The organism is Devosia sp. (assembly GCF_039927955.1).
In the GTDB taxonomy this organism is placed as follows: Bacteria; Pseudomonadota; Alphaproteobacteria; order Rhizobiales; family Devosiaceae; genus Devosia.
The window spans coordinates 17,072-29,202 of sequence record NZ_JBDSUA010000063.1; the positions used below are offsets into that span (position 1 = coordinate 17,072).

14 protein-coding genes are annotated in these 12,131 nt (G+C 60.8%); 4 read left to right on the forward strand and 10 right to left on the reverse strand.

What is annotated here, in order from left to right:
- Positions 1-19: 19 nt before the first annotated feature.
- The 4 genes from rpsU to ABIT12_RS15665 all read right to left on the reverse strand — a co-directional run bounded on the left by rpsU (position 20) and on the right by ABIT12_RS15665 (position 2,457).
- Positions 20-322, reverse strand: coding sequence for a 30S ribosomal protein S21 (gene rpsU / locus ABIT12_RS15650; protein WP_348044561.1), 303 nt, complete (start codon positions 320-322; stop codon positions 20-22).
- 188 nt (positions 323-510) lie between these two features.
- Complete coding sequence (locus ABIT12_RS15655; protein ID WP_348044563.1) at positions 511-1,602, reverse strand: 5-(carboxyamino)imidazole ribonucleotide synthase; 1,092 nt, start codon at positions 1,600-1,602, stop codon at positions 511-513.
- A 3-nt stretch (positions 1,603-1,605) separates the two neighbouring features.
- Positions 1,606-2,100 carry a 5-(carboxyamino)imidazole ribonucleotide mutase gene (purE, locus tag ABIT12_RS15660; protein ID WP_348044565.1) on the reverse strand — a complete coding sequence of 165 codons (495 nt, stop codon included), beginning with the start codon at positions 2,098-2,100 and terminating at the stop codon, positions 1,606-1,608.
- 150 nt (positions 2,101-2,250) lie between these two features.
- Positions 2,251-2,457: a YdcH family protein gene (locus ABIT12_RS15665; protein ID WP_407065634.1), complete on the reverse strand. Its 207-nt coding sequence runs from the start codon at positions 2,455-2,457 to the stop codon at positions 2,251-2,253.
- Between the two features lie 165 nt (positions 2,458-2,622).
- On the opposite strand from ABIT12_RS15665, the gene ABIT12_RS15670 reads away from it, so the two are divergent.
- Complete coding sequence (locus ABIT12_RS15670) at positions 2,623-2,799, forward strand: DUF465 domain-containing protein (protein WP_348044567.1); 177 nt, start codon at positions 2,623-2,625, stop codon at positions 2,797-2,799.
- Positions 2,800-3,051: 252 nt separating this feature from the next.
- Here ABIT12_RS15670 and ABIT12_RS15675 read toward each other — a convergent pair whose 3' ends face one another.
- The 3 genes from ABIT12_RS15675 to ABIT12_RS15685 are packed head-to-tail and all read right to left on the reverse strand — an operon-like array spanning position 3,052 to position 6,479.
- Positions 3,052-3,819, reverse strand: a complete 768-nt coding sequence (locus tag ABIT12_RS15675; protein WP_348044569.1) for a sulfite exporter TauE/SafE family protein — start codon at positions 3,817-3,819, stop codon at positions 3,052-3,054.
- 23 nt (positions 3,820-3,842) lie between these two features.
- Positions 3,843-5,717: a monovalent cation:proton antiporter-2 (CPA2) family protein gene (locus tag ABIT12_RS15680; RefSeq protein ID WP_348044571.1), complete on the reverse strand. Its 1,875-nt coding sequence runs from the start codon at positions 5,715-5,717 to the stop codon at positions 3,843-3,845.
- Between the two features lie 36 nt (positions 5,718-5,753).
- Positions 5,754-6,479, reverse strand: a complete 726-nt coding sequence (locus ABIT12_RS15685) for a cell cycle transcriptional regulator TrcR (protein WP_348044573.1) — start codon at positions 6,477-6,479, stop codon at positions 5,754-5,756.
- A 215-nt stretch (positions 6,480-6,694) separates the two neighbouring features.
- On the opposite strand from ABIT12_RS15685, the gene ABIT12_RS15690 reads away from it, so the two are divergent.
- A complete protein-coding gene (locus ABIT12_RS15690) occupies positions 6,695-6,877 on the forward strand; it encodes a DUF1192 domain-containing protein (RefSeq protein ID WP_348044575.1) in 183 nt (60 codons plus the stop codon).
- A gap of 81 nt (positions 6,878-6,958) precedes the next feature.
- Here ABIT12_RS15690 and ABIT12_RS15695 read toward each other — a convergent pair whose 3' ends face one another.
- Positions 6,959-7,189: a hypothetical protein gene (locus ABIT12_RS15695; RefSeq protein WP_348044577.1), complete on the reverse strand. Its 231-nt coding sequence runs from the start codon at positions 7,187-7,189 to the stop codon at positions 6,959-6,961.
- Between the two features lie 429 nt (positions 7,190-7,618).
- Here ABIT12_RS15695 and ABIT12_RS15700 point away from each other — a divergent pair, with 429 nt between their 5' ends.
- A complete protein-coding gene (locus ABIT12_RS15700; protein ID WP_348044579.1) occupies positions 7,619-8,137 on the forward strand; it encodes a DUF1465 family protein in 519 nt (172 codons plus the stop codon).
- A gap of 242 nt (positions 8,138-8,379) precedes the next feature.
- Here the strand turns inward: ABIT12_RS15700 and rpmE are convergent, their stop codons facing one another.
- Positions 8,380-8,601 carry a 50S ribosomal protein L31 gene (gene rpmE / locus ABIT12_RS15705; RefSeq protein WP_348044581.1) on the reverse strand — a complete coding sequence of 74 codons (222 nt, stop codon included), beginning with the start codon at positions 8,599-8,601 and terminating at the stop codon, positions 8,380-8,382.
- A gap of 242 nt (positions 8,602-8,843) precedes the next feature.
- On the opposite strand from rpmE, the gene ABIT12_RS15710 reads away from it, so the two are divergent.
- On the forward strand, positions 8,844-10,661 hold the full coding sequence (locus ABIT12_RS15710; protein ID WP_348044583.1) for an ABC transporter transmembrane domain-containing protein: 1,818 nt from the start codon (positions 8,844-8,846) through the stop codon (positions 10,659-10,661).
- Positions 10,662-11,072: 411 nt separating this feature from the next.
- On the opposite strand, the gene ABIT12_RS15715 is transcribed toward ABIT12_RS15710, so the two are convergent.
- Positions 11,073-12,098: a peptidoglycan -binding protein gene (locus ABIT12_RS15715; protein ID WP_348044585.1), complete on the reverse strand. Its 1,026-nt coding sequence runs from the start codon at positions 12,096-12,098 to the stop codon at positions 11,073-11,075.
- Between the last annotated feature and the right edge of the window lie 33 nt (positions 12,099-12,131).

Sequence of the window (12,131 nt, forward strand, 5' to 3'; positions counted from 1 at the left end):
GAATTCTTATTCGCAAATTTTAGTAGGAAGCGGGACGTTCCGGACGCGGTGCACCGGCACCGGCTGCACCTGGACGACCACCGGCCTGACCGGGACGCGCTGCTGGCGCTGGAGCGGGCAGACCGCCTTCACGCTGGGCACGCTTACGTGCCAGCTTGCGGGCGCGACGAACGGCCTCGGCCTTCTGGCGAGCCTTCTTTTCAGAGGGCTTCTCGTAGTAGTTGCGCAGCTTCATTTCACGGAAGACGCCTTCGCGCTGCAGCTTTTTCTTCAGCGCGCGCAGCGCCTGATCAACGTTATTATCGCGAACGACTACTTGCAAAGGTCAACCGCCCTTTCGAAGCTTGGACAATGTGTGAATGGAAGCGTCAGGGTCAAAAACCTTGGCGCCGACTAGCTAAGCCAGTCACCGTGGCGCGCTATATAGCTCAAGGTGGGGGGCTTGTCCACACTCGGGCTGTGAAAAACCACGCGGTTCCCGCTGAATAGCTGTGCCATGTGCGCCTGATTTCATTCGGCTTTTGGCACAATTTTGTTGATATGGCCCATCTTGCGACCGGGGCGTGGATCGGTTTTGCCATAAAGGTGGGGCTGGACGCCGCCCGGCAGCAGTTCGGTAACGGCCAGCGAGTCGTCGCCGATGAGGTTTTCCATCACCACGTCGGCCAGGCGCGCCGGATTGCCCAGCGGCCAGCCCAGAATGGCGCGGATATGCTGTTCGAACTGGTCGGTGAGGCAGACAGCCTCGGTCCAGTGACCGGAATTGTGGACGCGCGGGGCGATTTCGTTGACCAATAGGGTCGGGCGTTCGGCGCCGGGCACGACGAAGAACTCGACGCCGAGGACGCCCACATAATTGAGCGCAATGACGATGGCCTTGGCCGCCATCGCTGCCTGCTTTTCCAGCGCCGCCGGAATGTTGGCCGGTACGGTCGACGTGTGCAGGATGTGGTGCAGATGCACGTTTTCGGCGGCGTCGAAGGCTTTGACTTCGCCGGTGGAGCTCCGCGCAACGACCACCGAGATTTCTTTTTCGAACGGCACGAAGGCTTCCAGCACCAAAGGCTTGGGCTGGAGCTGTTCGAATGCCGCGCCAGCCTCGCTGCGGTCCTGGATGACGCGCTGGCCTTTGCCATCATAGCCCAGCCGCGTGGTCTTGAGCACGGCGGGCAGGGCCAAATCGTCAATGGCAGCCAGCAGCTGGTCCAGGGTTTCGACCGGGCGGTAAGGCGCTACAGCGATGTTGCGGGCGGCGATGAAGGCTTTTTCCTTCAGCCGGTCCTGCGCCACGGCCAGCGCATTGGCGCCGGGGTGCAACGGTTTGCGGGCAGCGAGGAATTCGGCGGTGGCGGCGGGGACGTTCTCGAATTCATAGGTGATGATGTCGACGGCGTCGGCAAAGGCGGCGAGGGCGGCTTCATCATCATAGGCGGCGATGGTGCGATGCGGAGTGACTTCGAAGGCCGGGCTGTGCGAATCGGGGCAATAGATATGGGTGCGCATGCCCAGCTTGCTGGCGGCCAGCGACAGCATGCGGCCCAATTGGCCACCGCCGAGAATGCCGATCATGGTGCCCTGCGGCAGCGGAGTGGTTTGGGGCAAGGCTTACTCGGTATCGGTGGGGAACAACGGGACCTTGGCGGTCTGGGCGGCGCGGAAGTGATCGAGGCGGTCAGCCAGTTCTTCATCGTTCAGCGCCAGAACGGCGGCAGCGAGCAGGGCGGCGTTGATGGCGCCGGGTTCGCCGATGGCGAGGGTGCCGACCGGAATGCCGCCGGGCATCTGGACGATGGAAAGCAGGCTGTCATTGCCCGACAAGGCCTTGGATTTGACCGGTACGCCAAACACCGGCAGCGGGGTAAGGGATGCGATCATGCCCGGCAGGTGGGCAGCGCCGCCGGCACCGGCGATGATGATCTTGAAGCCCTCGGATTTGGCGCTGGTGGCGAACTCGTACATTCGGTCGGGCGTACGGTGGGCGGAAACGATCCGCGCCTCATATTCGATTTCGAGAGCTTCGAGGATTTCGGCGGAATGGCGCATGGTCGGCCAATCGGACTGGCTGCCCATGACGATGGCGACGAGCGGTTTGATCAGCATGAGCTACTCCAAAGCTCCGCAAAGCGCGCATTTAGCCCAAATGTAGCAAGGATTCAACCCGGTGGCCGGTGGATAATGACGACCATAGCAAGAGACCCCTTATCCGCCCTTCGGGCACCTTCGCCCGCAAGGGGAGAAGGAAGTTTCGAGTTAGGCGATGATATCGGGGATCAGAATGGTTTCGAGCTGCACGATGCGGTCCTTGAGCGCCAGCTTGCGCTTTTTCAGGCGTTGAATCAGCATCCGATCGGCCACATGGGAGTCGGTCAGCGTCTGGATCGCAGCGTCCAGATCGGAGTGTTCCTGGCGTTTTGTCGCCAGTTCCAGGCCGAGGCTGGCTTCTTGTTCGCGGGTCAGCGGCAGCATGGTTGCGTCGATCTCATTGGGGCGCAAATGTCATCATTTGGTTAACCGATCGCGCAGCGATTTGCACCAGATTTCCACTGTTGGCACGAACACCGTCGACAAAGCGTGAATTATTTGTGACCATTGATTCGTCCACCAAGTGCTAAAGGAGTTGTTATGACGACTGAAGGCCACATCGCTGCTTTGGAGCGGCGTCATCAGGAACTGGATCGGATGATCCTCTCCGAACTGCAAAACACCCAGTACGACGAGTTGATGCTGAGTGCCCTCAAGCGAAAAAAGCTTGGGGTAAAGGACGAGTTGACCAAGCTGACCAGCGCAACCACGCAATAGCGCACAGTCCCTGATCCTGCGGGTCAGTTAAGGCCACGGCATCCGCCGCGGCCTTTTTTATTGCACGGAGCGATCTGCTCCCCTGGGTGTTTGCCTACCACTGGGGGCCTGCCTCCTCCTTGAGGGAGGAATCGAGGCAGGGGTTTGCGACACCGGATGATCTTGAGTTGGGGTTGGCGCAGCGCCCCACCCTAACCCTTCCCCTTCCCTCAAGGGGGAGGGGACTGGATCGGGCTCTCCCATCGCTCTCGCTCAGGCGACGCCGTGCATCAGACCGGTGGCGCCATCCCAGATCAGCTTGAGGGCGAGGGCGAAGACCAGCCAGTAGGCGATGCGATAGAATAAAACCGCCGAAACGCGCTTGACCAGATAGACGCCCACCAGCACGCCGACGATGCCGACGGGGATCAGCGCGGCGGAGAGTTCGAGGCTGTGGACCGACAATTGCCCAAGAAAATAGTAGGGGATCAGCTTGGCGGCGTTGACGATGCCGAAAAAGATCGCGGTGGTGCCGGAATAGACCAACGGCTGCAGGCGCTGGGGCAACACATAGATCTGGAATGGCGGGCCACCAGTGTGGCTGACGAAGCTGGTGAAGCCAGAGAACAGGCCCCAGAAGGTGCCCCAGGGTTTTGAGGGCGGCAGGCCCTCCAGCTTTTTGCGCAGGGGCAGCATGGCATCGAGCACGAACAGCAGGGTGATGATGCCGACAAACAGCAGCACCACATTGTCAGAAACGAAGGACCACAGAGCCCAGCCGATCAGCGTGCCGATGGCGGCGCCGGGCAGCATGATCTTGAGGATGCGCCAGTCGAAATGCTTGCGGTAGGCATAGATGGCGATGCAATCCATGGCGAGCAAGACTGGCAGCATCATGCCGGCGGCGTCGCGGGCGGGCATGACCAGGGTGAGCAGAGGCACGCCGACGACGCCAAGACTGCCCAGCAGGCCGGCCTTGGACAGACCGACGAGGAGCACCGCAGTCACCGCAACGGCGACGAACCAGGGATCGATAATCATGAAAATAGTCCGGTAGGAGCTGCCTAATCGGCAGGCGGTGGGGAAGGCTTGGCAATAACAGTTGGCGTGTCGTGGCTCATGGCGTCGCTGAGCAGGCCCATCGACTGACGTACGAGCCCAACATAGGCATCCTCATCATTGCGGACGCTGAATGAGTCGGCCAGCAGCTTGTTGTCGTGATGTTCAAAGGCCCGGGCGAGCTTTTCGGCATGGGCCTGATCATAGCCCAGGGTGGTGAGCGCCTTGGCGCCCAGATTGATGGCCGACAGGAAGGTTTCGCGCTCGAACACCTCGACGCCCATATCCATCAGTTCATGGGCATGGCCACGATCAATGGCGCGAGCGGCGATGGTGACATGGGGGAAGTGGCGGCGAACCATGCGGGCAATGCTGAGGATGCGTTCGCGGCCGCCGACGGCAATCACCACCAGCCTTGCCTTGGAAACGCCGGCGGCGTGCAGCAGGTCGAGGCGCGAGGCGTCGCCGTAAAACACTTTGACGCCGAAGCGCTTGACCAGTTCGATCTGGGCCGGGTCATCATCAATCAGGGTCATGTCAAACCCCTGCGAGCGCAGCATGCGGGTGACGATCTGGCCGAAGCGGCCATAGCCAAGCACAACGATTTCCTGACGGCTATCGATGGAGGCGATGTCATGCTGTTTCGGGGCATGGCGGGCATCGAGTTGGGGGGCCACCAGCCGGTCGAACGCCAGCAGCAACAACGGCGTGGTGGCCATGGAGAGGGCCACGGCCACGGTCATCAGATTGTAGATGTTCGGTTCGATCGCCCCGGCACTCTGGGCAAATTGCAGGATGACGAAGGCGAATTCACCGGTCTGGCTGAGCAGGATGGCGACCAGCAGGCGATCGGCCAGGTGCATGCGGAACAGCGTCGCCAGGGTGAACACCACGGCGATCTTGACGCAGACGAAGCCAAAAACCAGCGCGCCAATGCGCAGTGGGTCGGAGACCAGCACCGAGAAGGCGATGGACATGCCCACCGAGATGAAGAACAGGCCGAGCAGCAGGCCCTTGAAGGGCTCCAGATTGCTTTCCAGCTCATGGCGATATTCGCTGTCGGCCAGCAGGACGCCGCCAATGAAAGCACCCAGTGCCGGCGACAGACCGACATATTGGGTGAGCAGGGCAGCGCCGATGACCATGGCCAGACCAAAGGCGGTGAAGGCTTCGCGCACGCCGGTGAGCGCCACGAAATGCAGCACTGGACGCACCAGATAGCGCCCGCCGATGATGGCGACGATGAAAGCGCCGATCAGGATCAAGGGCGTGAACCAATCGAGCGGGTTTTCAACGTCCTTTACAGCCTGGGTGACGTCCTGGACGGCCTGCTGGACTTCGGCTCCGACATTGGCGTGCCCGCTGGCCATGGCGAGGAGAGGGATGGCGGCCAGAATCGGGATGACCGCCACGTCCTGCACCAGAAGGATGGCGAGGCTGGCGCGGCCGGCGTCGGTCTTGGTGATGTCGCGCTGTTCCACGGTCTGCATGGCAATGGCGGTGGAGGACATCGACAGCGCCAGGCCCATGATCAGGGCAGGCTCCCAGCGCAGGCCGGCGGAGATCAGCACCAGCGTGAGGATTGCGGCGGTGGCGCCAAGCTGCGGCAGGCCGAGGCCGAGCAGCTTGTGGCGCATGCGCCAGACTTCGCTGGGCTGCAGTTCCAGCCCGATCAGAAACAGCATCATGACGATGCCGAATTCGGAGACGTTGCGGATGGTTTCGCTGTCTGACACCAGCCGCAGGCCATAGGGCCCGATCAGGACACCGGCGGCGAGATAGCCGAGCACCGTACCGAGGCCAGCGCGTTTGGCCAGGGGCACCAGTGCGACGCTGGCGGCGAGGAGGACGAAGATGGCAAGCAGGAGATTATTTTCCAATTCTGTCCCCTGCCTGCATCGTTTGGAGCCGTGCGCCTAGTTGTCCGGATCGTTCTTGAGCGACTTGAGCTTGGAGAACACGTTGTCCGCGTTGAATTCTTCCTGATGTTCGGGGGCGTGGTGACCGCCGATATCATCTTCGCCATTCTCGTTGAGATGGGCGCGGGCGCCGGAACGGGCCATGGCCTCTTCCGCCGTCATCAGCGTGGTGCCTTCATCGGCCTCATCGGGGCCGACGGCGCCCTTGGAGGCGCGTTTGACTTCCAGGTCGAGATCGATCTGGCTGCACAGGCCCAGGGTCACCGGGTCCATTGCGGCAAGGTTGGCGGCGTTCCAGTGAGTCGATTCACGCACCGAGTCGATGGTCGACTTGGTGGTGCCAACCAGACGCATGATCTGGGCGTCCTTGAGCTCGGGATGGTTGCGGACCAGCCACTTGATGGCGTTGGGACGCTCGTTGCGACGCGAAATCGGGGTATAGCGCGGACCCTTGCGCTTGGCAGCGGCAACGCGAACCTTGGGTTCGGACAGGGTCAGCCGATAGGACGGGTCGCCCTCGGCCTTTTCGATTTCCTCGCGCGTCAACTGACCATTCTGGATCGGGTTGACGCCCATGATGCCACCAGCCACGTCACCATCGGCAATGCCCTGCACTTCCAGCGGGTGGAGTGTGCAGAAGGCCGCGATCTGCTCGAACGACAGGGCGGTGTTATCAACCAGCCATACGGCGGTCGCCTTCGGCATCAACAGGGGTGCGGACATATGAATTCTCCTGCAGGCGCGGCCGGTTTTCCTCCGGACCGCTCCACCTCTTTGCTACATGCTGAGGGGAACACGACGAATATATGGTTTTTGCCGCTGTTTCGCAATGAAATTGTCAGCAATCGAACGCGAATGCGGTGTGTTCGTGATGCTGGTTCAGGTTGATCGAGTGCCAGCAACGGCTAAAGTCAGGTCAATCAACGCAGGAGGCCGAGATGGACGCAGACGAAGTCAGAAAGCCCAAGGCGCACGAGCTTGGCATGCTGCTCGATGCGATGTCTGTGGAAGAACTGGAAGCGCGGATCAGCTTGTTGCAGGGCGAGATCGGGCGGTTGAACGAGGCCATTGCGGCACGACGGAAAACCCGGTCGGCCGCGGAATCGCTGTTCAAGTTTTAAGGGATGATGTTTGGGGCGATACCCCCACCCCTAACCCCTCCCCACAGGGGGGAGGGAGACTGGCCGGTGGGTGCGGGTGCCTCAGTGCTGGGCAGGTTTGACTGAGCCGTCGCCCGGCTTGACCGAGCCATCGCCGGGGCGCTGGTCGCCGGGTGGATCTGGCTGCGGGTTGAAGCCGACCTTGGCAGCAGGGCTGACATAGGCGTGGCTTTCGGCGGGAACGGCTGAGGCCGCCGAGGCGGCGCCGAGCATGGCGAAGGACAGGCTGACTACAAGCAGAGCGGCGAGCGAAATATCGGCAGAGGCAGTCATGGCAGTTCTCCCTGGGTTGACGCTTGGTCAAGCCAGATAACGGCATCGCAACTGCATGGGGCCGGAACAGGTTGTTCATTTTCGATTCAGCATGTTGGCGCCAACACTTGGCAAGCAACCCATGGTGTGGGCTTTGCCAACTGGCACGGTTAAGAAATCGACTCCTGTTAACCGGCAATTAATACCTTCGCGGTAACCTCTGATTATTCAGATTCTTCTGGATTTTTCAGAGCGGTTTCTCCCTCTGTTTGACGCCTCCCTGTTAACTTCGAGAGCCGTTTCGACGGCTCTTTTTTCTTTTCTGGGACGCAATTTGCAACAGTGCATGTTGCTGATCTTAAACATCTTTTCAGGTTGTGACCGGGTGGCGCGTGACGCTGCCCGATTTTGGGCCTAAACTTGGTCCAGAGTTCAGGCTCAGGAGATCGCGTGGCTGATTTTAGCGACAAGAACGGCGCAGTATCGATCGGCCCACGCATCGTGGCGTCTGGCGGATTCGACACGCTGTATCGCGAAGGCATGACGCTGATCGAGGAAGTCGCTTCCTATCTCGATGGCGACGGGCGCGGCGACAGCCGGGTTCTGGTCCGCGAGGCCTCGTTTCTCTACGCCACCGAATCGATGCGGCTGACCACGCGGCTGATGCAACTGGCGTCCTGGTTGCTGTTGCAGCGAGCCGTAAACGAAGGCGAGATCACCGCTGAAAACGCCCGGTCCGAGAAGGAGAAGGTCAAGTTTTCTGCGACCCCATCCGAACGCGGCGGTCCGGGCTATGAACAATTGCCGCAGATCCTGCGCGACTTCATCGTCAAGGGTGACCGGCTGTTTGACCGGGTCGTGCAGTTCGACAAGCTCGAACGCGGCAAAATGCCGGAATTCGACGCCGGCACGGCGAATGGCATTGCCGACCAGTTTTCGCGGCTCAAGGCGGCGTTTGGCCGGGACTGACTTGTATGTCGATTTTCAGGTGATACCGGCCTGCAAATGCCAAACTTCTCCGCTTCCGGTGCTCGCGTACCGCCGTGCGCTCCGCTCCGGTTCTCGAAGTTCAGCATTCTCGGCGCGGCCTGACCTGAAACTCGACACACCCGTCGCAACCCAAATCATCGCGACGATTGCTTTTTCACTCAGTCGTTGAGCAACAAAAAGCCCGGCGCGAGGGCCGGGCTTTGCATTCGATTTTGGAAATCTTAGAGGCCGAGGCCCTTGAAGCGTTCCTTGAAGCGTGAGACGCGGCCGCCGCGATCGAGCAACTGGCCCGTACCGCCGGTCCAGGCCGGATGGGTCTTGGAGTCGATGTCGAGCTGGAGCGTGTCGCCCTCTTTGCCGTAGGTCGACTTGGTCTGATACTTGGTGCCGTCGGTCATCACCACGTTGATGATGTGGTAGTCTGGGTGGGTGTCGCTCTTCATGGCCGTCGCCTCAAATCAAACGGGCGCCGAGGCACCCGGAGAACATTCAAATTGCTGTTGGCGCGCTTTCTACAGAATGCGGGGGCAAACTGCAAGTGGGCTGGGCGCGCCATTTTGCGTGCAGCAAAAGCGGTTGCGGGGCTTTGACCCAGTGCCTATGTAGGGACGCAGAGCAATGCCAGGCTGATAGTTGCAGGTTCTGGCGCTGCTGACCCGATGCTTGAGGATGGCTGAGCCAACCGATGACTGACCAGGCCGCCCCGCAGGAAGCTGCTCCTGAAACCTTCATTCCCCTTGGCAAGACCGCTGCGCGGCAGATCGAGCCGCTCAAAAAGCTGCTGCCGTTCATCCTGCGCTATCCGGTGCGATTGTCGCTGACGCTGCTGTTCCTGCTGATTTCGGCGGTATCGTCGCTGGCAATCCCCGTGGTGATGGGTGGCGTGGTCGACCAGGGATTCGTGGCGCAAAATCTGGACAAGGTGGCCAGCTATGGCTGGGCCATTGTGCTGATTGCCAGCGTGATGGCGGTGGCCAGCGGGGCGCGGTTCTATTTCATCTCGGTGCTGGGCGAGCGGGTGCTGGCCGACATCCGCGTGGCGGTGTTCAAGCATCTGCTCGGGCTCGATGCCAAATATTTCGACACGCACCGGGTGGGCGAGCTGACCTCGCGGCTGAATGGCGACGTGGTGGTCGTGCGTGCGGCCGTGGGATCGAGCGCCTCGCTGGCGCTGCGCTCGACGGTGACGATCGTCGGCGCGCTGATCATGATGTTCCTGACCAGCCCGGTGTTGACGCTGGCCGTGGTGGTGGCCGCACCGGCAATCATCCTGCCGGTGGTGGCCTTCACCAAGCGGCTGCGCGGCATGTCGTATCGGACGCAAACCGCGCTGGCCGACCTTTCGGCGATGGCGACGGAAATGCTGGGGGCCACCCGCACGGTGAAGGCGTTCACCCAGGAACAGGTGCAGGGCAACAATTACGAAGAGCGCAGCGAACTCAGCTACAAGGCCGAGGTCAGCCGGCTGCTGGCGCGTGCGGTGCTGGTCGGGCTGGTGATCTTTCTCGGTACTGCCGCCGTGGTGTTCATGGTGTGGTGGGGCGCCCGCTCGGTGTTTGAGGGCTCGGTTACTGTCGGGCAACTGACGCAGTTCCTGATTTATGCGCTGATGGCGTCGGGTGCTTTGACCAATGTGTCCGAAGTGTTGGGTATGTTGCAGTCCGTCGCCGGATCGACTGAGCGACTGATCGAGATTTTGCAGACCGACGCAGAAATCAAGGTTGCCGAGCATCCATTGCCGATGCCGCAGCCGCCGCTGGGCACGATGGAATTTGAGGCCGTCAATTTCAGCTATGGCCGCGAAGGTGGCGACGTGCTGAGCAATCTGAGCTTTGCGGTCGGCGCCGGGCAGACGGTGGCGCTGGTGGGCGCTTCGGGTTCGGGCAAATCGACGGTGCTGTCGCTGCTGCAGCGGTTTTATGATGTGACCGGCGGCACGATCCGGGTCGATGGACTGGATGTGCGCGCGGTACTGCCGCAGGATTTGCGGCAGCGCTTTGCCTATGTCGAGCAGGAGCCGACGATTTTTGCCGGCACGGTCAGCGACAATATCCGCTTCGGCAAGCCGGATGCGACGCAGGCCGAAGTCGAGGCGGCGGCCAAGGCGGCGCTGGTGCATGATTTCGTGCTGGAGCTCAAGCACGGCTATGACTCTATCGTGGGCGAGCGTGGGGTGACGCTGTCGGGCGGGCAGAAGCAGCGGCTGGCGATTGCCCGGGCGATCCTGAAGAATGCGCCGATATTGTTGCTCGACGAGGCGACCTCGGCGCTCGACGCGCAAAGCGAGCAACTGGTGCAACGGGCGCTGGATCACCTGATGCAGGGCCGGACGACGCTGGTGATTGCGCACCGGCTGGCCACGATCCGCGATGCCGACAAGATCCTGGTGATGGAACGTGGCCAGGTGATGGATCAGGGTACGCATGACGAGCTGGTGGCCAAGGGCGGGCGTTATGCCGAACTGGCGAAGTTGCAGTTCAGGATGGATGATATTCTGGTTTAGCAATTGAAATTGCTAAATTTTCTGCGTTACACGTGTGCAGTTTATTTTTGTTTTAGACGCCTACGGTTGCAACAAAATTACACGATTACTCTTGGTCGTCTATCGGATTTGGCAATATAGAAGTAAAGTTTGATTATTTGTTCATCCTAATATTTTTGGATGAAGAAATTCAGATGATAATAAAATCTAACGGACTGAACAAAAACAGGGGTACAAAATACCTTCACGACGCCGAGTATCCTTCGTTTGATGCAAATGGGATTTTCAACTCCGGAACTTTCTTTGAAAGAGAGGGTGAAAGTGTTGTAATATACGCTGCGACCAAGAAAATAAATCTTGGGGGTCAATATCTACTTCGCATCGAGCTTTCCGAAGTTGATGTTGGATTCATCAAGATACTTAGCGAACCCGTTACCCCTCCGTCAGCTTGAATTCGATGCGGCGGTTTTTCTTGTAGGCTTCGTCGGTATCGGCGGGGTCGAGGGGGGTGAATTCGCCGAAGCCGGCGGCGATCAGGCGGTTGGGGGAAATGCCCTTGCTGACCAGGTATTTGGCGACCGAGATGGCGCGGGCGGCCGAGAGTTCCCAGTTCGAAGGGAACTGGGCGTTGGAGATCGGGCGGCGGTCGGTGTGGCCGTCGATGCGCAGCACCCAATTGATATCGGGCGGAATTTCCTTTTCCAGCTGCAGGATGGCGTCGGCCAGGGCGTCGAGGTCCGGCGTGCCGCTTTCGTTGACGGCGGCTTTGCCGGGATCGAACAGCACTTCGGACTGGAAGACGAAACGGTCGCCGACGATGCGCACGTCGGCCCGGCTTTCCAGGATCTGGCGCAGGCGGCCGAAGAAATCGGAGCGATAGCGGCTGAGGTCCTGGACGCGCTGGGCCAAAGCCAGGTTGAGACGCTTGCCGAGATCGGCGATCTGGGTGCGCGACTCGGTATCGCGGGTCTCGGAGGCGTCGAGGGCCTGTTCGAGCGCGCCGATCTGGGTGCGCAGGGCCGCTAGTTGCTGGTTGAGCAAAGCAACCTGGGCATTGGCCTCATCGGACATTTCCTGGGCGTCGGCCAATTCGTCATTGAGCCCGGCAATGGCCTCGTCCCTGCCGGCCAGGCCGGTACCGATGCCGGCAAGCTGGCCCGTGAGATCCTGGTTCTCCGCCGTGGTGGTGGCCAGGGTCGCCTGCAGGTTGGCGATCTGGGAGGTCAGGTCGTCGGAATTGGAGCGTTCCAGTTGCAGCAGGTCGGTCAGCTCGGCGATCTGGCTGTTGAGGCGGGAGAGGGCAGTGTCCTTGCCCTGGATTTCGGTGCCGAGAAAGAACTGCGTCAGCATGAACAGGGATAGCATGAAGATGATGACGAGCAGGAGGCTCGACAGGGCATCGACGAAGCCGGGCCAGTAATTGGCCTCGATCCGGCGGCGGGAACGGGCTCCGGGCATAGCCTAGTTCCGCCGGTCGTTGTCGGCTTCGGC

Bases quoted from the DNA above. Each gene is read 5' to 3' on its own strand.
- purE (WP_348044565.1), bottom strand. From the start codon at position 2,100: ATGCTGATCAAACCGCTCGTCGCCATCGTCATGGGCAGCCAGTCCGAT.
- ABIT12_RS15670 (WP_348044567.1), top strand. From the start codon at position 2,623: ATGACGACTGAAGGCCACATCGCTGCTTTGGAGCGGCGTCATCAGGAA.
- ABIT12_RS15675 (WP_348044569.1), bottom strand. From the start codon at position 3,819: ATGATTATCGATCCCTGGTTCGTCGCCGTTGCGGTGACTGCGGTGCTC.
- ABIT12_RS15685 (WP_348044573.1), bottom strand. From the start codon at position 6,479: ATGTCCGCACCCCTGTTGATGCCGAAGGCGACCGCCGTATGGCTGGTT.
- ABIT12_RS15690 (WP_348044575.1), top strand. From the start codon at position 6,695: ATGGACGCAGACGAAGTCAGAAAGCCCAAGGCGCACGAGCTTGGCATG.
- ABIT12_RS15695 (WP_348044577.1), bottom strand. From the start codon at position 7,189: ATGACTGCCTCTGCCGATATTTCGCTCGCCGCTCTGCTTGTAGTCAGC.
- rpmE (WP_348044581.1), bottom strand. From the start codon at position 8,601: ATGAAGAGCGACACCCACCCAGACTACCACATCATCAACGTGGTGATG.
- ABIT12_RS15710 (WP_348044583.1), top strand. From the start codon at position 8,844: ATGACTGACCAGGCCGCCCCGCAGGAAGCTGCTCCTGAAACCTTCATT.
- ABIT12_RS15715 (WP_348044585.1), bottom strand. From the start codon at position 12,098: ATGCCCGGAGCCCGTTCCCGCCGCCGGATCGAGGCCAATTACTGGCCC.